This window comes from Paraglaciecola arctica BSs20135 (genome assembly GCF_000314995.1).
In the GTDB taxonomy this organism is placed as follows: domain Bacteria; phylum Pseudomonadota; class Gammaproteobacteria; order Enterobacterales; family Alteromonadaceae; genus Paraglaciecola; species Paraglaciecola arctica.
Genome location: NZ_BAEO01000017.1, coordinates 26,952 through 46,520, shown reverse-complemented (window position 1 = coordinate 46,520; position 19,569 = coordinate 26,952). Strand labels below are relative to the sequence as shown.

The following is a 19,569-nucleotide window of genomic DNA, read 5'->3' as shown; positions in this document are numbered from 1 at the left end:
TCACTATCATTATGATTGTTATAATATTTTTGTAAGCTGTCAAGGGATATTTTTTAACCTGTCTTGTGAGCTTTAGTTTCTAACTCACATTATTTTGGGCGGAGCGAAACTTGCCAGTCGATGGTAGTATGAGATAATTTGATAATTTTAAGGTGTCTTTTATGCCCCCAATTCATACATCATATGCGCCCAATGTAGGATCTGTTGTAGCTGTTTTAGTCAACCAAAATGAGCGAGTAAACTTGGATCAGCCAATGGTAATAATCGAAGCCATGAAAATGCAAACTACTCTGTGTGCAGAAGCCTCGGGGAAAGTAAGCGAAGTTTTTGTCCAAGTTGGAGATGAATGTTCTGTGGGTATGCCCTTGGTGGATATACATGGAGATGGGGCTAGTCATACTCAAACCGAAAAAGTGTTAAACACTAACAGTACAAATCAAAGATTATTAGACGAGCTGCGAAGCAGAGCAGCACTGACACTTGATGAACAAAGAATTGAGCAACAACAAAAGCGCCATCAAAAAGGTTATTTAACTGCCAGAGAAAATTTACAAAACCTATGTCCTATCGACGGTTTTGTGGAATATGGACAAATGGCGGTAGCTGCACAGCGGTTACGCCGCGACTATGATGATTTGAAATCGGCTACTGCCGCTGACGGTGTTATCACTGGAGTAGGGCGAGTTAATCAAAGTTTAGTCGCGGAAGAAAATTCTCAGGCGGCCATAGTGATCAATGATTACAGTGTCTTAGCGGGCACTCAGGGATATTTTCATCATTTAAAATTAGATCGCATGTTGGCAGTAGCGGCAGAAAAAAAATATCCGGTAATTATGTTTACTGAAGGCGGCGGCGGTCGTCCAGGTGATACAGACATCACTACTGTGAATTCAGGCCTGCAGTGCCAATCTTTTGCCACTTGGGCGAGTTTACAAGGAAAGGTGCCGCGCATTTCTGTTGCAAATGGGTATTGTTTTGCCGGTAACGCCGCGTTATTTGGCGCTGCAGACATCACTATTGCTACCCAAGCTTCGTGGATAGGTATGGCTGGTCCCGCTATGATTGAAGGCGGTGGGTTGGGGGTGGTTAAACCCACTGATATTGGCCCCAGCGCTAAACAGGCCAAAAATGGTGTAATTGATATCTTGGTGAAAAATGAAAAACAAGCAGCGGAAATGGCAAAGAAATGTCTGTTGTATTTTCAAGGGCCATTGAAAGATGGGCATGAGTGTTCATTTGCAGACCAAAAAACACTAAATCATGTTTTACCCGAAGATAGACGTTTTGTGTATGACGTTAAAGACATAATTAATGTTGTTGCAGACAGCGATTCTTTTACTGAAATCAAAGCCCAATTTGGCGCAGCTATTATTACTGGTTTTATACATTTGCAAGGGCAGCCAGTGGGAGTGATCGCCAGTAATTGCAAAGTGTTAGGTGGTGCCATTGATGTCGATGCAGGTGAAAAGGCCAGTCAATTTATGCATCTTTGCCAACAGTTTTCTATTCCTTTGGTGGTGCTCTGTGACACCCCTGGATTTATGGTGGGGCCAGAGCATGAAGACAAAGGAGCAGTGCGTAGGCTTTCTCAATTATTTGTTGCGGGTAGCCAACTTACTGTGCCATTAGTCGCAGTGGTTTTAAGAAAGTGTTATGGCTTAGGCGCGCAAGCTTTGTTGGGCGGAAATACTAGTCAACCGAGTTACACTATCGCTTGGCCTACAGGAGAATTTGGCGCCATGGGTCTAGAAGGTGCGGTTAAACTGGGTTTTAAAAAAGAACTGGCAGAAGTGCAGGATCCCACGGCAAGAACCGCACTTTATGACAAATTGTTAGCAGAACAATATCAAAAAGGCCAAGCTCAAGAAGTGGCCAGTGTACTGGAAATTGATGCTGTGATCGATCCTGCAGATACACGAAAAACGTTAATATTAGCCCTGTTGGGTTAATTTGTTAACTTCGTTGCTACCAATACCTTTTAGTAATCTTCCTAAGATATCGGCGCCGGTAATGACGCGTTTTTGGGTCTCACTCCAGACTAAAATAACGTCTGCATGCAACACTTCATCTGAATTTGGCTCTAAGTCATGGGCCAACTTTAGGTTTTTCATGGCTTCACCTAGAGAACAATTTTCGTTTTCTATTATCAAAGGACGATGGCAATAGGTATAGGGGTCTTTATTCGCATCTTCAGTAATAGTAGAGCGGATAAATCCGTCGGCGTCCAACATCAACAGTGGCGCGTCTTCTTCATCTGTCAGCAATACCCATTTATGCCCAGAACGATTAACATCGTGGGTAAAGGTTAAAAATTCTGGCGTACCCACTTCAGGTAATATTGGTAAGTCGAGTTTGCAGGGTAATTTTAGGACGCTGTTAGGATCTAAACTCTCACCCTCTTGGCTAACTGTTATTTTATCCATTTGTAGGAAATTGAGTGCCCCCATGCCTTGAACGTGCTCCATGTCAGTATCATCGGATTCCATATGAGCGTTGATAATGGCGGTTAACTCTTTTTCACGGAAATAGGTAATGCCTTCTCTGCCTAACCAACCGTCTAAAATCAAAGCTGTGGGTTTGGCTACAGGGAAAAGTAATATTTGATAAAACCTAATAATAGGCGTGAGTTTGGATGCCACTGTTAATGCATTTCGAGAGAAGTAGGCTTGGGGGAAAATCTCTCCTAAAAAGGTGATCACTATGGTAGAAAACATAAATGAATACATGCCAGCCAATACCGAATCAGATAGCAAGGTTAGCAATACGTTTATTGATACGTTGCCCCACAAGATAGTCGATAACAAGAAGTTAGAGTCTTCACGCATAGATAGTATGGTTTTTGCACTACTGCGTCCTTGCTTGGCTTCTACTTCAAGCTGCAATCTACTCAGACTAAAAAAGGCTAAGTTCAATCCAGAAAAAATTGCTGATTGTGTAACGCAAAGTGCGATGGCAATCCAAATTAAAATATCATAGGTCATAAGGGTCACATCTAATCTAAAGGTTAATTATCAATTATAGGCACTTGATGTTGGGGCAAGTATTCCAAACTAACGTGTTACAACTGCTCTGTAGTCTAGAGCGGGCCAGAGATTATCACAAATTAGTCATTTCTCATGCAAGCAATCATATTTTAATTTTCATTCGTTCATTGCTTAATAAGTCGATTTGAAGTTTATTTATAGGTAGGATCCCTTTTTTATCAATCAACCCTGTGGGAAAAGTATGAAAATTGGGATTTTGTCACGTAATAAAAATTTGTATTCTACTCGAAGGTTGAAGGAAGCTGGCCTCGCTAGGGGCCATGAAGTAGATATAATCGACACTTTGCATTGTTATATGGACATCACCAGCAGCAGACCCGTTGTGCGTTATAAAGGTACTGAGTTACCGCAATATGACGCTATTATTCCCCGTATAGGTGCCTCAATATCGTTTTATGGCACGGCAGTTGTTAGGCAATTTGAAATGACTGGAAGTTTTTGCGTGAATGAGTCGGTGGCGATCAGCCGCTCTCGCGACAAGCTTCGTTCTATGCAGTTGTTATCGCGAAAAGGCATTGGTTTGCCTAGAACCGGTTTTGCCAATCGACCTGACAATATTAAAGACTTAATAAAAAATGTCGGTGGTGCTCCCTGTGTTATTAAATTGCTTGAGGGTACTCAAGGTATAGGTGTTGTACTTGCCGAAACCACAAAAACCGCAGAGGCCATAGTTGAGGCCTTTATGGGCTTAAACGCAGACATTTTGATCCAAGAATTTATTAAAGAAGCGGGTGGCGCGGATATTCGTTGTTTTGTTGTTGGTGACAGAGTAGTTGCCGCGATGAAACGACAAGGAGCCGAGGGTGAGTTTCGTTCAAATTTACATCGTGGTGGTTCTGCTATATTAGTTAAATTAACTAAAGATGAGAGAGCAACAGCAGTGGCAGCCGCCAATATTATGGGGTTGAACGTTTGTGGTGTCGATTTGTTACGCGCCGAGCGTGGGCCAGTGGTAATGGAGGTGAATTCGTCACCTGGCCTAGAAGGTATAGAAACCGCTACCGAAAAAGATGTGGCTGATTTGGTTTTTCAATTTATTGAAAAGAATGCCAAACCACACCGCACCAGAACTCAGGGTAAAGGTTAACAGTCTACGAATTCGATTAGCTGTACAAACTAAAAGGCCAAGCTTGATTCAGCAAGCTTGGCCTTTTTATTATTTACAGTTTAGACTGCTCTGGATTGATAATCTTAACTTCACGTTGAGGAAAGGGGATTTCGATACCATTTTCTCTTAGCGTTTCTAGAATAGTCAGCATCAGATCACCACCAACTCTGTTTTTACCATCATCAATACCAATCATCCAAAATTCCACAAACATATTGATGCCTGAGTCACCAAAACTGTCTATTTCACAATCAGGGCGTTCTTCAAATGGTACATCTAAGCCGCTTATAACTTGCTCATGTTCAGCTACCGCCACTTTAATAAACTCAACCATGGCGCGCACATCTGTGGCATAAGGTACTGAAAAATCAACTCGGTATCGTTGTTTTGGATCTTTGTGAGTCCAGTTAACCATCAAAGATGAGATGAATTTTTCATTGGGCACTAAAATATCTTTGCCGTCGTAAGTTTCTAATACCGCATAACGCATTCTAAATTCACGGACAAAACCTTTTTGTCCGTCGTCCAACTCTACAAAATCACCTACAGTCAGAGAACGGTCTAGCAGTATAATAATCCCCGATATAAAGTTTGAAGCGATAGACTGCAAGCCTAACCCTAGTCCAACACCTACAGCGCCACCAAATACTGCAAGTGTGGTCAGATTGACACCCATAACATTTAGCAATAGCAGCATAACAATACAAAAAAGTCCTACTTCAAATAGTTTGCTGAAGACTTCCTTGGTTGGCACGTCTAGAGACTCTTGTTTTCTGATCACCGCTTTGCCGAAGTTATTTGAGGCACGGCCCAACCAAAATAAGAAACTGCCAAATATCAGTACTCGGGTCACGCCATAGGCAGAGATACTGACGTTGCCTACATCCAATGATATTTCTTCGAGGGCGTTAATGACCGTTGTTAACAAGTTTAATAAGTGCAGCAATAAAATCGGTAAACCTATCCATCTAAACAAAGATGCAGCAAATTTATGCTGAACAAAGGCGCGGATTAAAGAGTTAAAAAACAATAATACGGCAATGGCTAACGCTGTTTCGATTAGCCAAGGTGTGAACGCTAGATTCTCACCTGCTTTGGTCGATATCTGCAGCAGAATAATGGCTAATAACGGAAATAATATCCCGCCAATTCTAAACGCTAGTTTGCGTACTGGATGGGCGCTTTCCAAGGGGGCATTGTGGGTAATGCCTACACTGTGCCTTATCTTATAAGCAGCGGCAAAAGACAATACATAGATAACTAAAATAACCAGCAGTTGAATATAAGTGTTGCTGTCACTGATAGCGAACTGCGCAGTTTTAGTAAACTCGTCTATCACTGTCGACACTGATTTTGGAACCATGTGATGTGAACTCTTTTTACAAATAATTGCTTAATAGTGGATGATTGAGCTGATATTGCCTAGTTTTTTAAATCGGATAGTCGCAATAATATTAGCACTGTTCCCAACCTCAGGTTTATTCGTATTTATTCCGCACTCGCTTTGGGAATGCTGTGTAGTAAGTTGTCATAGTGCGCATATATTTGGCCTACATCCATTTTGTTGAGAAACCCCGAACAGGTTAAATAGGCCAATAGATAACGGGCATCTTTGACCCAAGGCGGCAAATATTTAGGTGCTTTACACAACCCCATTTTTTCAAGTTTGTAGATCACTGGCATATCTTCAATGTCCAACTTGCCACAGAACAATAGTTTTAGGCAATCAGCTCTGCCATTGGCTGCTATGGCTTTTAAAAAATTGTGTACCCGGATCAGTCCTTCTAAGTAGACCCCATCTTTGGTAAAAGGCGCGCCACCTGTCAAAACGCCGCCTCTAAATACTCTGCGGCTATTTTCGTAGGCTTGAGATTCGCTGCCAATACGCTCAAGAAAGTAATGATAAACTTGTAAAAAATCAGCCCCTTCAATCGCCATTTGTATCGCAATAATACGATCGGCAAGTCTGCGTAGCCGATCTAAGTCAATTGAGTTGGTAATATATTCAGAAAATACCGCTAAACCCTCTTGGGTTTTTGTGGTGCCAGGATGCCCAGCGGCCAATATTTTAAGGTGAGGTTGATTCAAACCATTAATAGAGGTTGCTACATGGATGTGTGCTTCATGATTAATTAATTGTTGCGCGTCTAAGTCAGTAAAACATGCCGTTTTTCTGATCCTGATAAGTTTAGGGCTAGCTAAGGCGTTGGCAGAAAGTTCGTCAACAATTTCAACTTGTGGTGCCTCGTCACCAAACATTTTTATAACTGCTTCCCTCATTTGTTCGGCAATGCCAGAGGCGAGGTAACACACAGGTGCCGGAGCACCTATGTCGTAGCTTGCATAACTGCTAATTTGTTTGTCAAAACTTTCGGCCAATCCAAGGGGAGTTGATTTGCCATCAACAAAGGGGTTAGTTGGTTTGCCATATAACTTTTCCGAAAATTCATAGAATTTATTGCTACCCGTTGATGCCATCATTAATGCACTGTATTCAAGTTTAACGGCAATACTTTCTAACCACTTATCTACATCAGAATTTCCTATTAATGCTCTGGCGTCACGGACAGCAGATAAAGTGCTGGCAGGATCAAAATCTGGATAAGTGACTTTGGGTAGTTCTTTGCATTTGTCTGCAAAAAATTGTCGCTTAACATCTCGATGCCACTCAACATGAGTGAGTATTCGAATGGATTGACTGGCAGTATACAAAAGTGAACTAACATCTTGAATTCGCCGTTTTTCTGCTTCTATTGTCATAGTTGTTCACTTGAAGGCTTGTCATTTACGTTTTTAGTCGAAATGGGCTGAGTGGCATTTACGGTAACGGGCATAGGTTTTGTAGCTTCCCCTGAATAGATACTAAGATGAGGGAATGGAATTTCAATACCCAACTCATCAAAGGTCTTTTTAATTTGTTGATACATAGTATTTTTTAACGCTAGGAAGTTCTCTCGTTTAGCCCATACTGAAAATTGAATGTTAACTGATGAGGAACCAAAACCCAGCAGAATAAATAGTGGTTTAGGCTCATCTAGGCACAAAATGTTTTTTGTGGCTACCGCAGTTAATACCTGTTGCACTTTTTCAATGTCTTCTTTGTAGGCAATGCCAATTTGTAAGTCTGCGCGCCTAATGGGAAATTTGGTGAGTGTGGTTACTTGGGTTTTTATCATCGACTCGTTCGGAATACGTACAAATAAATTATCAAAAGTTCTAAGTTTTACTGACAATAAATCAATGGATATCACTTCCCCTGTTGTATCACCTACACGTATCACGTCGGTGATTGAGAAGGGCCTTTCCATCATCAAAAATATGCCACTGATTAAATTTGATGCCGAAGTTTGTGAGGCGAAACCTATGGCCACACTTAATATCCCCGCTGCGCCTAGTACTACACTTAAATCGAAGCCTAATTCTCTTAACGAGGAAAATAGCATGAGTATAAAGATGCCATAAAAAACGGCTCTTCTTAATTGCACTTTACCGTGAGGACCAAGATTGGCAAAGTCGAAGCGAGAAACCGCATTACTGGCTATCTTAGCGACAAAATAGCCCACAATTAAAATTAATAGGGCTTTGCTTATATCAAATATATGTAGCTGTTCCATTAGGCTAATAGTTGACGTAGTTTCTTCCATTACGGACTCCACACTTGTTAACAGGTATTAGCCTAACAAGCTTTTGATTGATTTTACGAAATGATGGTTATCAGATATCTGTCTTGCGTTAGATATTACAGTCATATTGCCCATTCCTTTATTAGGAGGCTTACGTTTTAGCCTTAGACCAGCTTTATCACTGTCACTGTGATAAGTAATTTCGACCTCTTGAGTCCAAAAATCTTGTTGTTCATCTGCATATAAGGTCAAGAATGGAGCGGGTAGATTTATACGTTCAATGGTCAAGGTTTCAGTATGCTGATTTTTAATTAGGACTGGGGTAATGGCCCTATGGCCACGTTTTTCAATTTGCGCCAAATTAACTCTAGCATCAGTGTATTTTGCATAACATAACTCTCCTTCCATAGTTGAAGGACCAAACCAAGAATCAGAAGGACGCAAAAATGGTATGTCGACTATTGGCGAAGCTTTTAGTTTTAATTTCATCAAAAACCATAAAGGGGAGCTAATGTAGAGTTCAACGTCCTCTCCAGGCAGTATGTTTAATGAAGTTGCAGGCCTAGCCACTATAGGTCTATCAGCTAGCGTGGGGGAAATATTAATGGTATCTGTTGTTTGATTGACTAAATGACGAGAGTAGGGCACATCGCTGAATGCATTAGCGGTTTTTAGCGAGCTAACATTAATTTGCGAGGAGCTTTCTGAATCTAACTCTTTATTCCAAATGACCCACTCTTTATCTAATCTTTGAATGGCTATCTTGCGCTCACCTAAACTCCAAACTTTAACTTCGTTTAGCGCCAGCGACACATCACCCCACCAATCATTTGTTTTAGCCATTACCACCCCAAACCCACCGATAAACAATCATAAATTCGCTAGTAGCATATCTCACTCTGATGACATGCATTACTACATTTTTGCAGCAAGTATGACTATAAACACCAATTTAAAAAACAGTTGCACAATTAGTGAACAATATTATACTGTACAAATAAACAGTTGTTTGTTGGAGGCAACATGAATAATCATTTAAATACAATTTGTGGAGCACATAAAGTTAACCACAGTAGCTTGTGCGCTGAACATTATGCCAGTATGGATTTATGTAGTCAGGCTCAAATGTCTGAAGATGCTGACAATATTCTTAGTCGTATGGATAAACTCAGAGCTTTTGCTAAAGAGCAGCAAGCCAAACGAGTTAAATCGCAAAAGCAACAACGTAGTTTTTGTTTTTAAACATTACAGAAGGCTTGAGCATTCTGTAATGTTTACTACAAAGCGATGAAAGCCTTAAAAGTTATCGCTGTTTTATTAAAGGTACGACTTTTTATCCAGAAGTAGCAGAAGATGGAATGCCCATGGATATTTATCTTTTAATAAAGTAACGCATTAGCCATAAAAAGCTTTAAACTAACAATATGTTTAAGGTTGGATAAACCAACCTCGTTTTTAGGAATATTATGATCAACAACGATGTCATGCGCCGTGTGCGTTATATCTTCGATTTCAACGACGCAAAAATGATTGAAATTTTTGCCCAAGCTGATTACCCCGCCACTGTTGCACAACTGCACACTTGGTTACGCAAAGACGATGATCCTGCTTTTGTCGAACTTACCGATTTGCAGTTTTCACTGTTTTTGAACGGTTTGATTAACTTGAATCGTGGTAAACGCGAAGGCGTTGAAGCGCCAGTTGAGCGCAAACTCACCAACAATATTATTTTTATGAAGTTAAAAATAGCGCTAAATATGCAAGCTGAAGCCGTGTTGGAAGCAATGGATTTAAGTGGCTTTAAAATCAGTAAACACGAATTAAGTGCCTTTTTTAGAAAACCAGAAAATCGTCAATATCGTGCTTGTAACGATCAAATTATGCGTAACTTTTTGAAAGGATTGCAGATTAAGATACGTGGGGAGGTCGACGCCCAAGAGGCTTGATCTTTTACAAATAGATGCTTACGCATTGGGCACTTTTATCAATTGGGCATTTCGATTTAAAGGTGCCTTTCAATCACATCAGATACAGTTTTGGGTGTGAGGCCAACAAAAGTCGATAGTTGAATATATTATCGAGTTCGGGGGAAACATATTAGGTAAGGCCGTCTAATCTCCCTATTGAATGTTCCCAATGGATAACTATTGCTACTCAAGTTTGTCTTGGTAAGCGCAATAAAAGTAGCAGTTGTCATCCTGAATTCAGCTTAGTTATTTTAAACTTCAAATTATGTTGCCCTGAGTTTTGCTGATTGCCAGTTTTACTGGCGTTAAGCTAAAAAACGTAGCATTAAATTTAACGCCAACCCCCACATTATTAAACAAACAGATAAATCTAAAATTCTCCAAGCAATAGGTTTCTTAAAAAAAGGAGCGAGCCAACGAGCTGCGTGAGCTAAAGAGTAAAACCACAAAAAGGAAGCGGATACCGCGCCAACGGCAAACCAGGGGCGTAGCGAAGATTCAAATTGACTACCAACACTGCCTATCAGTAATACCGTATCCAAATAAACATGAGGGTTAAGCAGACTTAAGGCAAGCGTTGTTAGTACTGCTGCTTTCAAAGAGGTCGAGCCCCGCGAACCTGCGCTGAGAGTCGTACTATTCATCGCCGATCTGAGCGCTTTGTATCCATAGATCAGTAAAAACACCACACCAAACACACTGATGAGTTTCAAACTTTGTGGGTATTGTTTCACCAACATGCCAAGTCCAAATACACCAGCACAAATCAACAGTGTATCTAGCACACTACAAAGAGTCGCAATCTGCCAGTGAAAACGGCGTAATAGTCCTTGCTGCAACAGAAAGGCATTTTGAGAACCAATCGCAATAATTAAAACCGCCCCGGTTAAAAATCCCTGAAGAAGAACGCTGAATTGTGTGCTGCTATCTTGCATATCATTATCTATTTACTGAAAAGGATGTGCAGCATAGCGATCTTTGTTACATTAGTTAATTTAAAGTAATTTATATAGCATAAGAATATCTAATGAACTTAAACAGTGCCCAATTAAAAGCCTTTGCGACGGTAGCGGATTGCCATAGTTTTGAACGTGCGGCTTGTATATTACATATTACCCAATCTGCTATTTCACAGAGGGTTAAATTACTTGAAGATTACTTAGGGAAGTTATTGATTGTAAGGGGGCAGCCCTTAGGACTCACCATTGCTGGAGAACGATTGCTGAGTTTTTATAAACAGCAACTATTGCTAGAGTGCGAATTGTTGGATGCCATTGGCGAAAAAGAGGAAAGTGGTTTTACTTCACTGGCGATTGCCTTAAATGCAGACAGCCTAACCGCTTGGTTTTTTGATGCTTTGCAAAGTGTACTTGAACAAAATAAGTTGTTATTGGACTTGCGGGTATGTGATCAAAACCTGACACATCATTTTTTACGTAAAGGTGAAGTACTAGGTTGCATTAGTGCCATTGGAAAATCAATGCAAGGTTGCCGTACTCTTCCTCTCGGGGCCATGGGGTATAGAGCAGTGGCCAACCAAGAATTTTTCCAACGTTTTTTCTCTGAAGGCGTTAATGCCATATCTATCAAACAAACCCCAGTAGTTGATTTTGACCCTTTAGACCAATTACAAAATGACTATTTGTCGACGGAATTTAACATCGGGAGTGGTGACTTTCCTAAACACAGAGTTCCGTCAGTTGATGCATATATGTCGTTAATTCAAAGAGGTCTGGCTTGGGGCATGTTACCGGAAATGTTAATAAAAAAGCAGCTTGAAACCGGAGAGTTAATTGAACTCAGTCCAAAAGTTATAATAAAAGTACCTCTTTACTGGCATTGCTCTTTAATTAAATCTTCATCGCTGAAAACGGTAGAACTGGCTTTACTAAAATACGCTAACCAACACTTAATACCTCTAGAATATACCAAACCTGAGATGTTCAATATGGTTCCCAAGCAATTTTAAGCCTAATAAAACACCCCAAAAAATAAAGTATCCAATTGAGCGTAATCAACAAGAGGCGAGTTAAATTGGCAGTCCTGTTAATTGTTCGATTAGATCCACTATATGCGAGACTCGCTAGGATTTATCATTTCAGCGACTTTTTCTTTAAAGCTTAGATCTGAATAGAACTGAGTCACCAAGTTCGAAGCATCAATCCCAGAGCGCTGCATTAAAGGCACCGCTTTTTCGGTCGCCGTCACATAAACATGAGCATTACTGTGACGCGCTAATAAAGGTTGAATAACATCTTTATACATCACGTCAGCAACTAAGCTTGCATAGCCCTTTTTGCGAAACTCAGGCAAAGTAACAAAGTGCACAACACCTAAGTCTTGATATAACTCTCCTTCATATAACTTAGTTTTGTCAGTACGAGCTTCATAATTTTCCAATAAACTGTAAGCAACTAACTCTTCATTAACATACAGCTTGATCATTTCAGCCTGTGTTCCATGTCGTAGTTGGTCGTGCTCAACTAACCAATGAAATAGATACCACATTTTCATATTAATTTGCCCTAAAGCAAGTAACTCTTCTGCACAGGTATTGGCATTACAATATTCGAAGCGTTGCATTAGCTGCCTATTAAATTTAATGAAGGTAAAAGCTGGATGGCCAAATAATTTCCCAAAAGACTGATTTTTACTTCTATGGAGAAACATATATGGTCAATGTTCTTAAAATATGTAACGCAATACCAGCTTTTTCAAATTAGTGGAACTGTAAAATATTTCTTTAATAAAATTAAGATATATGCCCTTTAAAGTGGCTATGTTGTATATCGATAGGGGGCTAAAATAATTTTCGCGATGAAGGATAGGCAAAAATAATCAGAGTTAACTTTAACTCTGATTATTAAGTGTTAAGGCTCTAGAGTTACTCTGAGCGTTCGGTAATTTCTAATAAATGATAACCAAATTGTGTTTTTATCGGACCATGCACAACATTTAATGCATCGTTAAAAACAACTTGATCAAATTCAGGAACCATCTGTCCTTGACTGAAATTACCTAAAGCTCCGCCTTGAGCACCAGAAGGACATGTAGACTGTTTGGCAAGTTCCTCGAAACTCGCACCATTTAGAATTTCTTGTTTCAACTCTGAACATTTCTCTTCAGTCTCGACCAAAATATGACGTGCACTCGCTCTAGGCATTGGGTGTTTTTCCTGTTAGTAAGATATAAAAATATAAAATGGTGATTATAATCAAGTTATCAATATTTTACGTGAATAGAGCCATATTCTCAATAGGGTGAAAACGCCCTTAATATAGCTAGTTTAAAGGTGTGTAAAGCAAGTTTGGCTTATATAGTTACTTTGGTAACAGGGCATCCTTGTTGTCCTCCTTTATTGCTTTATTATATTTCTAACACTACAATGTACGACATTACCGTACATAAATAACGAGTTAATTATGAATAGCATAAGTGTGAACCAGTTTAGGGATAACTTAAAAACATATGTTGAACAAACTATTAATGAGCATGAACCTATAAAAGTCACTAGACGAGCTGGTGAAGACTTTATTGTAATGAGTGCCGAAGATTGGGAAAGAGAACAAGAAACATTGTATGTATTGCAAAGTAGTAACTTGATGCAACAAATTGCCGAATCTACAGGCACCCATGGAAGCAGCAAAGGCTATAAACCAACCCAAGAGCAATTAGATGAGATCACTAGTCTTTGAAGGCCGCTCTTGGCTCACCTATGAGCTAATGAGAGAAAAAGATAAGAAGCTTCATAAGGCACTGTGTAAAATATTAAAGGAAATGATGCGCGCAGATCCTGCTAGTGGGCTGGGTAAGCCAGAACCACTAAAGCATAACTTATCAGGCCTATGGTCAAAGCGCATTTCTCAGAAAGACAGACTGATTTACAAATTTGATGATGAATACATCTATATTTTCGCAATAGGTGGACACTACAACCAAAACTAGAAAATATAACCGCCTTAATCAGTTGGCTTGCCCCGTATTTAAATTCGAGACCCAGCGAATATTTATTTTTCTGTTTTTTATCATGTTTCCTAAGAAACTGTAGATCACGTTGTTTTTCTTCAGCCCGTAAAATAAGCAAAAATGCCATTTGAGCGTAAGTTGTAGGGAGCATTTTCGATGAAATTAACATGGCTGTCTTATTAATTCGGTCTTGTTGATTCGACTGGTTCCAGCAAACCATTTTTGCATATATATTCTACCGATTACGGGTGGCATCCCGTCTTCAGGTACTTTTTTATATCGCACACTATTCTTATTCTATTTTTCGAATTCAAACTTAACTTTCTTTTCAGACATTTGTGACCTTAACTATTCGCAGCTTAAAGCGTGGAATATAACCTAACATGTCGTATTTTTACTTACTGTGTCACTTTTTGTTTCAGCCGGAGAATTAACACGCCTGTCCTAGTAATTGATGAAAGAAAATAGTAATACTCCCAATAGTACTGGAGCCAAAACTAAGTAAACAAGTATGCCTAAATGGAATCCTTTGAGGCTTGCTTTCAAATTACCAGACACTTTCCAGTTTGCGATAGACTTGTACAAATATATTGGTAATCCTAAAACTAGTCCGAAAAGGGACATGAAAAATAGCGGTGTATAGTCTGTATTTCTTCTCGATTGTATTTTGTTGCATTCATCAGATTTCCAATTTCCGCAATCTGAGTTAAGTCCATCTCCGCCTTCCTGCCCGTCAGCTCCGTATGACCAAATGTCAAATCCAGATGAATTGATTGAACCCGGGGAAAGGTATTGGTATTCATTTTCCCAAGGGTCATGTGGCAGTCTCGTGATAAAACCAGTTTTCTTAATTTCGCATGACGGATCAACAATCAAATCTTGAGTTAGAACAGCCAAACCTTCTTCTGTTGACGGATACCGACCAAACTCTTTGTGATACATTTCGAGAGCTTTGGACAAACTTTGTATATCTATTTTTGCCATATGCACGTTTGACGAATTTGCTAAACTTGTCTGAGCATATGTAACGAAAAACAGTGTGATTATTAGGCTGAAAACTCTATATATGGCCAAGAAGCATCTAATACTATTCCAAGGAGTAAATGCTAACGTTGTTGTCTTTTGTTCCATATATAATTGTCCTTGTCTTGTTTGTAGCAATGAACTTTGGCAGTTAGTTATAAGCATCATTGTCCTTCTGCCGACTTAGTATGCCATCTATATTGAACGAATTTAAACCAATGATAAGGATATAAATTAACATGGCTGTCCTGTTAATTGCGGTTAACCATATTTACGGGATAAATATAGAACAGCTTTAGCTGGCCTGACAGGTAAGGTGCATGGACGCACTTAATAAAAAGAGTAACTGGCTCGAAAGGATTCGAGACAAAAACCATCATGGATGATGGCGCGTAGCGTGCTTTTTATAAAGAGGTAAAGCATGCGCTGACGCTTACTGCCATCCATGGCTTTTTTCACACAGCATCCTTGCTGTACGACTTACTTTTTGCCAACAGCAGCAAAAAGTAAGCAAAAAATGCCGCTCGAGGGCAATGCTCTTCATCCAACTATTAGGCAAATTTAGCAGGTCGTTTGTACTTGCTCCCGGCAACGACTAACTTAATTTGCATCCCTGCAAATTACCCTACTAAATTCACCTAATAGTTGGCGAGCCTTGAGTCGAGGGTAGAGCAAAAGGAAAATGAAAAAAATCGGCTCTGCCGAAAACAACTTAGGTGGCTCCGCCACTGCTTTCCCCGCATTTAAAGTTTCATTCGGTTAAAAACTTAAGTAGCGTGCAGCATTTTCTGGTTACTCTTTTTTACTGTTAACCATATTTACGGGATAAATATGGAACAGCTTTAGCTGGCCTATAAGGTTAAGTGCATGGACGCACTTAATAAAAAGCGTAACTGGCGCGAAGCGTGCTCTACAAGCTCTAAAAGGCAAAATCCTATGCTATATAGACAAAAAACTTCGCAACTCATCCTGCCTAGCTAACCCATCCTTCATACCTAAATCAATCAACTCACGGCAGAACTCTTTTTCAAACAATAAATAACTCAATAAACTTGAGTCAGCTTTATCGTGTAACCCCATCAAACGTAACAATATCTTGATCCCAGATGGCATTCGGTGAAAGTGTTTGGCTGCCATTTCATTAAAGTTAATCGTTGGGTTGATAGCCAAAGTGTCGATGGTTTTTAGCTGGGTTTGTTGCTGCTGTTTGTAAGTCATGTGGGCGATGGTTTCATTTATTCGCGTAAGACGTTCAAGGTCTGACTTTAGGGTGTCGGCAAAAATGGTGTCGAGCAAGTGCCCCGCGATGGCGATGCTACTGGGGAATCGATTCATATCGATAAACCGAGATGTTTTCTCAGGTTGTTCAACACCAATGATCAGTACTTTTTCTGCACCTAAATGAATCGCTGGGCTAAGGGGGGATAACTGGTGTACAGAGCCATCACCAAGAAACTCACCGAGCATTTTTACCGGTGGAAACAGCATAGGAATAGCCGACGAGGCAACCAAATGTTCTGAGTTTAAGGTACAAGGAATACCGCGCCTTTGTTCACGTTGCCAAGGTTTAATGTCGCTTTGCCCTTGGTAAAAACTAATGGAATCATGGCTTGTGTAGCTTGAAGCATTGACAGTGATAGCGCGCAAATGGCCGCTTGAAATATTTCTGTCGATACGATGAAAGTCTAAACGACTTCTGATCAACCTTCTTAAAGGTTGATTGTTTAACAAACTAGAAGGGTTCTTTTGATGTTGCTCGGATTGGAAACTACTCAGAAAATTACCGGCTAAATGTTTAAATACGTCTCTAATGCCACTGTCATATACTTGGCGGGTATGAAAATTTTTCCATACCCACTCTAGTTTTCTAAGGCCAAGGTGGTAGCAGGAAGCATAACAGGCTAAACCTGTAGCGTTGATTGCACCGGCGGAATTACCGCAGACTATTGGGAAAGGTATACCTTGGTTGCGGGGTAAAAAAGTGGCAATGGCTTTAAGTACGCCAAGTTGATATGCGGCTCTTGCTCCACCGCCTGACAATAACAATGCATATTGATTACGCTCTGACAAAAATCCTATTCCCTATAATTTAAAACTCAAACCTTCGGCTGCTGCAAAGAGTTCTAAGTCTGCGCCGCCAATTTCGATGATCTCTTGGCATTGATTTTCTATCTCGGCGATTTGCTCATCGGTGCGAATGTGGTCATGGCTATATAGTGCCATACGTTTGGCTCGACTGCCCATGGCTAATTTTACTGCTTCTTCGGCGACTGAATGGCCCCAGCCCGATTTGGCGGGCATATCTGAAATCATATACTGTGAATCATGAATGATAAGGTCAGCGTCACGGCTAAATTCAACCCAGTCTAAAAAATCGGTATTTTTTTTGTAAGGAGGATATAACTCATTGTCTGTGATGTAGGCGACTTTTTTACCATCGGCCTCAATGCAAAACGAACTGCCGCTGCCAGGATGATTCATGGCCAAACGACTGATTTTGGCCGTACCTATTTTCCAATTATTGACTTCCTTGGGCTGAGGAATAATCTGAATGTTTGATGGTAAAGTTTTGTAATCTACTGGAAAATAACTGCCACTCATTTGTTCTAAAATGGCATGGTCTGCATCAAAGGTAATCTGGCCTGGGGTAATGAAGATATTACGCTTAGGTTGATAAATAGGCGCAAAAAAAGGAAAACCTTGGATATGATCCCAATGATTGTGGGTGAGCAATAAATGGATATCGTTAGTTTGTTTAACCAGCTTTTGACCGAGGTTTTTAATGCCTGTTCCTGCGTCTAAAATAATGTCGGTGCCGTCGTCTAAACAAACGTGTACACAAGCAGTATTGCCGCCGTATTTGATAAACTCAGGGCCGGGAGCAGGGCAGGAGCCGCGTACACCGAAGAAGGTCACTTGCATTTATGATCTCATTAATAAGCTGTTTGCATCCATGAGTCTAAACATTACCACTAAAGCTAAACTAGATTAAGTATAAACATATTAATAAAGGTATGTATGTTAGTTTCTAAGAACTTGTTTTACATAATAAAAAAGCGCCTAAAAGGCGCTTTTTTAAGGTTGCAAGTGACTTATAAGTTAGTAACAAACTCTGCTAATTGGTCTATTTCAAGCAATTGTTTTTCACCACTACGGCGACTCTTATATTCCACCTTGTTTTCATCAAGATTACGTTCACCGATAACAATAGTGTGAGGGATCCCCACTAATTCCATATCGTTGAACATTACACCTGGGCGTTCTTTCCTGTCATCAAATAACACTTCAACACCCGCAGCTATTAATTGTGTATACAAAGATTCGGCGACTTCTTTTACGCGATGTGATTTGTGCATATTCATGGGAATAAGGGCGACTTTAAAAGGGGCGATGGCGTCTGGCCAGATGATGCCGTATTTATCATGGTTTTGTTCAATGGCTGCAGCAACTATGCGTGATACACCTATACCGTAACATCCCATGCTAAGTATTTTGTGTTTGCCATTTTCGTCCAATACGCCACAACTCATTGCTTGAGAGTATTTATCTCCTAGCTGGAATATATGACCTACTTCGATACCACGTTTTATCTCTAGGGTGCCTTTGCCATCTGGCGATGAATCACCCGCTATAACCTTGCGAATATCCGATATTTCTAATTCGGCTGTGTCTCGTGACCAGTTTACACCTGTGTAATGAAAACCTTCTTCGTTGGCACCACAAACAAAATCAGCTAAGTGAGCGGCACTGGCATCAACGATCACAGGAATGCTCATACCGACTGGCCCTAATGAACCTATGCTGCAATTTAAGCTGTCTTGTATTTGTTGTTCACTTGCCATGGTCAATGGTGCAAATACACCAGCCAGTTTTTCTGCTTTAACTTCGTTTAGTTGATGATCACCACGTAACACTAATGCAACTAACCCTTGGTTGCCTTTTTCGTCTGGTTCACCCAAAACTATCAGAGTTTTAACCGATTGTTCAGCAGCCACATTTAAGAAAGCTGAAACATCTTCGATTGTCTTTTGTTCTGGCGTGGCCACTTTTTCCAAGTTTTGGGTGCCGGTAGGGCAGTCACCAGTGGGGGCCAAAGCACTAGCCATTTCAATGTTTGCCGCATAATTAGAGCCATTACTAAAGGCTATGTCATCTTCGCCTGATTCAGCTAAAACATGAAATTCATGAGAAGCGCTGCCGCCAATTGAACCGTTGTCGGCTATGACAGGACGGTAATCTAAGCCAATACGTTCAAAAATGTTGCAGTAGGCTTGGAACATGTTTTGATAGGTGGTTTCTAAGCAGCTTTGATCGAGATGAAATGAATAAGCGTCTTTCATCGTAAATTCACGACTACGCATAATGCCAAATCTTGGGCGAATTTCGTCTCTAAATTTGGTTTGTACTTGGTATAGATTAAGTGGCAGTTGTTTGTAACTGCTAACTTCGTTCTTAACTAAAGAGGTGATCACTTCTTCATGAGTTGGGCCCAAAACAAAATCACGTGATTGGCGGTCTTTTATACGCAATAATTCTGGGCCGTATTCGTCCCAGCGTCCAGACTCTTGCCATAAATCAGCAGGTTGCACCACAGGCATTAATATTTCTATTGAGCCTGCTTTGTTCATTTCGTCACGCACTATTGCGGCTACTTTATTTAACACACGTAAACCTGTGGGTAGCCAAGTATATAAACCTGCAGCTAACTTTCTGACCATACCAGCACGTAACATTAACTGGTGGCTAATGACTTCTGCGTCGGCTGGGGTTTCTTTTTGCGTGGATAACAAATATTGACTAGTGCGCATGTGCGTTAAAATCTCTGGGTTTGAAGGAAA

19 protein-coding genes are annotated in these 19,569 nt (G+C 40.3%); 7 read left to right on the top strand and 12 right to left on the bottom strand.

The window, feature by feature from the left end; translation table 11 throughout:
- The first annotated feature begins 161 nt into the window (after positions 1 to 161).
- Positions 162 to 1,949, top strand: a complete 1,788-nt coding sequence (locus tag GARC_RS06960; RefSeq protein ID WP_007618256.1) for a carboxyl transferase domain-containing protein — start codon at positions 162 to 164, stop codon at positions 1,947 to 1,949.
- Here GARC_RS06960 and GARC_RS06955 read toward each other — a convergent pair.
- Entirely contained in the window at positions 1,932 to 2,981 is a 1,050-nt protein-coding gene (locus GARC_RS06955; RefSeq protein WP_007618254.1) for a DUF21 domain-containing protein, read from the bottom strand. The genes GARC_RS06960 and GARC_RS06955 overlap by 18 nt on opposite strands.
- A gap of 244 nt (positions 2,982 to 3,225) precedes the next feature.
- Between GARC_RS06955 and rimK the strand changes: the two genes are divergently transcribed.
- Positions 3,226 to 4,131, top strand: coding sequence for a 30S ribosomal protein S6--L-glutamate ligase (gene rimK, locus GARC_RS06950; RefSeq protein ID WP_007618249.1), 906 nt, complete (start codon positions 3,226 to 3,228; stop codon positions 4,129 to 4,131).
- A gap of 73 nt (positions 4,132 to 4,204) precedes the next feature.
- On the opposite strand, the gene GARC_RS06945 is transcribed toward rimK, so the two are convergent.
- The 4 genes from GARC_RS06945 to GARC_RS06930 form a co-directional block, all read right to left on the bottom strand.
- Entirely contained in the window at positions 4,205 to 5,515 is a 1,311-nt protein-coding gene (locus GARC_RS06945; protein ID WP_007618248.1) for a mechanosensitive ion channel family protein, read from the bottom strand.
- Between the two features lie 125 nt (positions 5,516 to 5,640).
- Complete coding sequence (locus GARC_RS06940; protein WP_007618246.1) at positions 5,641 to 6,912, bottom strand: flavohemoglobin expression-modulating QEGLA motif protein; 1,272 nt, start codon at positions 6,910 to 6,912, stop codon at positions 5,641 to 5,643.
- A complete protein-coding gene (locus GARC_RS06935) occupies positions 6,909 to 7,796 on the bottom strand; it encodes a mechanosensitive ion channel family protein (protein ID WP_007618236.1) in 888 nt (295 codons plus the stop codon). The genes GARC_RS06940 and GARC_RS06935 overlap by 4 nt, the downstream gene beginning before the upstream one ends.
- 27 nt (positions 7,797 to 7,823) lie before the next feature.
- Positions 7,824 to 8,618 (bottom strand): hypothetical protein, encoded by a 795-nt coding sequence (locus GARC_RS06930; protein ID WP_007618233.1) that lies wholly within the window; start codon positions 8,616 to 8,618, stop codon positions 7,824 to 7,826.
- A 180-nt stretch (positions 8,619 to 8,798) separates the two neighbouring features.
- Here GARC_RS06930 and GARC_RS06925 point away from each other — a divergent pair, with 180 nt between their 5' ends.
- Positions 8,799 to 9,017: a hypothetical protein gene (locus GARC_RS06925; protein WP_007618232.1), complete on the top strand. Its 219-nt coding sequence runs from the start codon at positions 8,799 to 8,801 to the stop codon at positions 9,015 to 9,017.
- 224 nt (positions 9,018 to 9,241) lie between these two features.
- A complete protein-coding gene (locus tag GARC_RS06920; protein ID WP_007618231.1) occupies positions 9,242 to 9,721 on the top strand; it encodes a YehS family protein in 480 nt (159 codons plus the stop codon).
- A gap of 326 nt (positions 9,722 to 10,047) precedes the next feature.
- On the opposite strand, the gene GARC_RS06915 is transcribed toward GARC_RS06920, so the two are convergent.
- Positions 10,048 to 10,677: a LysE/ArgO family amino acid transporter gene (locus GARC_RS06915; RefSeq protein WP_007618230.1), complete on the bottom strand. Its 630-nt coding sequence runs from the start codon at positions 10,675 to 10,677 to the stop codon at positions 10,048 to 10,050.
- 92 nt (positions 10,678 to 10,769) lie between these two features.
- Here GARC_RS06915 and GARC_RS06910 point away from each other — a divergent pair, with 92 nt between their 5' ends.
- Positions 10,770 to 11,711: a LysR family transcriptional regulator ArgP gene (locus GARC_RS06910; RefSeq protein ID WP_007618229.1), complete on the top strand. Its 942-nt coding sequence runs from the start codon at positions 10,770 to 10,772 to the stop codon at positions 11,709 to 11,711.
- 98 nt (positions 11,712 to 11,809) lie between these two features.
- Here the strand turns inward: GARC_RS06910 and GARC_RS06905 are convergent, their stop codons facing one another.
- Together GARC_RS06905 and GARC_RS06900 are read right to left on the bottom strand one after the other, a co-directional pair.
- Positions 11,810 to 12,325 carry a hypothetical protein gene (locus tag GARC_RS06905; protein WP_007618228.1) on the bottom strand — a complete coding sequence of 172 codons (516 nt, stop codon included), beginning with the start codon at positions 12,323 to 12,325 and terminating at the stop codon, positions 11,810 to 11,812.
- 301 nt (positions 12,326 to 12,626) lie between these two features.
- Complete coding sequence (locus GARC_RS06900) at positions 12,627 to 12,905, bottom strand: peptidylprolyl isomerase (RefSeq protein ID WP_007618227.1); 279 nt, start codon at positions 12,903 to 12,905, stop codon at positions 12,627 to 12,629.
- Between the two features lie 259 nt (positions 12,906 to 13,164).
- On the opposite strand from GARC_RS06900, the gene GARC_RS06895 reads away from it, so the two are divergent.
- Together GARC_RS06895 and GARC_RS06890 are read left to right on the top strand one after the other, a co-directional pair.
- Positions 13,165 to 13,437 (top strand): type II toxin-antitoxin system Phd/YefM family antitoxin, encoded by a 273-nt coding sequence (locus GARC_RS06895; protein WP_039988976.1) that lies wholly within the window; start codon positions 13,165 to 13,167, stop codon positions 13,435 to 13,437.
- Positions 13,418 to 13,687 carry a Txe/YoeB family addiction module toxin gene (locus GARC_RS06890; RefSeq protein ID WP_039988974.1) on the top strand — a complete coding sequence of 90 codons (270 nt, stop codon included), beginning with the start codon at positions 13,418 to 13,420 and terminating at the stop codon, positions 13,685 to 13,687. Before GARC_RS06895 ends, GARC_RS06890 begins: the two co-directional genes overlap by 20 nt.
- A gap of 465 nt (positions 13,688 to 14,152) precedes the next feature.
- Here GARC_RS06890 and gspG read toward each other — a convergent pair whose 3' ends face one another.
- From gspG to GARC_RS06870, 4 genes are all read right to left on the bottom strand, one after another.
- Complete coding sequence (gspG, locus tag GARC_RS25870; RefSeq protein WP_052151478.1) at positions 14,153 to 14,839, bottom strand: type II secretion system major pseudopilin GspG; 687 nt, start codon at positions 14,837 to 14,839, stop codon at positions 14,153 to 14,155.
- 831 nt (positions 14,840 to 15,670) lie between these two features.
- Positions 15,671 to 16,801: a patatin-like phospholipase family protein gene (locus GARC_RS06880; protein WP_007618217.1), complete on the bottom strand. Its 1,131-nt coding sequence runs from the start codon at positions 16,799 to 16,801 to the stop codon at positions 15,671 to 15,673.
- Positions 16,802 to 16,813: 12 nt separating this feature from the next.
- Positions 16,814 to 17,653, bottom strand: a complete 840-nt coding sequence (locus GARC_RS06875) for an MBL fold metallo-hydrolase (protein WP_007618215.1) — start codon at positions 17,651 to 17,653, stop codon at positions 16,814 to 16,816.
- 170 nt (positions 17,654 to 17,823) lie between these two features.
- Positions 17,824 to 19,539 carry a proline--tRNA ligase gene (locus tag GARC_RS06870; protein WP_007618214.1) on the bottom strand — a complete coding sequence of 572 codons (1,716 nt, stop codon included), beginning with the start codon at positions 19,537 to 19,539 and terminating at the stop codon, positions 17,824 to 17,826.
- Positions 19,540 to 19,569 lie beyond the last annotated feature (30 nt).

Excerpts from the sequence above, each read along its gene's own strand:
- GARC_RS06960 (WP_007618256.1), top strand. The coding sequence starts at position 162 with ATGCCCCCAATTCATACATCATATGCGCCCAATGTAGGATCTGTTGTA.
- GARC_RS06955 (WP_007618254.1), bottom strand. The coding sequence starts at position 2,981 with ATGACCTATGATATTTTAATTTGGATTGCCATCGCACTTTGCGTTACA.
- rimK (WP_007618249.1), top strand. The coding sequence starts at position 3,226 with ATGAAAATTGGGATTTTGTCACGTAATAAAAATTTGTATTCTACTCGA.
- GARC_RS06945 (WP_007618248.1), bottom strand. The coding sequence starts at position 5,515 with ATGGTTCCAAAATCAGTGTCGACAGTGATAGACGAGTTTACTAAAACT.
- GARC_RS06940 (WP_007618246.1), bottom strand. The coding sequence starts at position 6,912 with ATGACAATAGAAGCAGAAAAACGGCGAATTCAAGATGTTAGTTCACTT.
- GARC_RS06935 (WP_007618236.1), bottom strand. The coding sequence starts at position 7,796 with ATGGAAGAAACTACGTCAACTATTAGCCTAATGGAACAGCTACATATA.
- GARC_RS06930 (WP_007618233.1), bottom strand. The coding sequence starts at position 8,618 with ATGGCTAAAACAAATGATTGGTGGGGTGATGTGTCGCTGGCGCTAAAC.
- GARC_RS06925 (WP_007618232.1), top strand. The coding sequence starts at position 8,799 with ATGAATAATCATTTAAATACAATTTGTGGAGCACATAAAGTTAACCAC.
- GARC_RS06920 (WP_007618231.1), top strand. The coding sequence starts at position 9,242 with ATGATCAACAACGATGTCATGCGCCGTGTGCGTTATATCTTCGATTTC.
- GARC_RS06915 (WP_007618230.1), bottom strand. The coding sequence starts at position 10,677 with ATGCAAGATAGCAGCACACAATTCAGCGTTCTTCTTCAGGGATTTTTA.
- GARC_RS06910 (WP_007618229.1), top strand. The coding sequence starts at position 10,770 with ATGAACTTAAACAGTGCCCAATTAAAAGCCTTTGCGACGGTAGCGGAT.
- GARC_RS06905 (WP_007618228.1), bottom strand. The coding sequence starts at position 12,325 with ATGCAACGCTTCGAATATTGTAATGCCAATACCTGTGCAGAAGAGTTA.
- GARC_RS06900 (WP_007618227.1), bottom strand. The coding sequence starts at position 12,905 with ATGCCTAGAGCGAGTGCACGTCATATTTTGGTCGAGACTGAAGAGAAA.
- GARC_RS06895 (WP_039988976.1), top strand. The coding sequence starts at position 13,165 with ATGAATAGCATAAGTGTGAACCAGTTTAGGGATAACTTAAAAACATAT.
- GARC_RS06890 (WP_039988974.1), top strand. The coding sequence starts at position 13,418 with ATGAGATCACTAGTCTTTGAAGGCCGCTCTTGGCTCACCTATGAGCTA.
- gspG (WP_052151478.1), bottom strand. The coding sequence starts at position 14,839 with ATGGAACAAAAGACAACAACGTTAGCATTTACTCCTTGGAATAGTATT.
- GARC_RS06875 (WP_007618215.1), bottom strand. The coding sequence starts at position 17,653 with ATGCAAGTGACCTTCTTCGGTGTACGCGGCTCCTGCCCTGCTCCCGGC.
- GARC_RS06870 (WP_007618214.1), bottom strand. The coding sequence starts at position 19,539 with ATGCGCACTAGTCAATATTTGTTATCCACGCAAAAAGAAACCCCAGCC.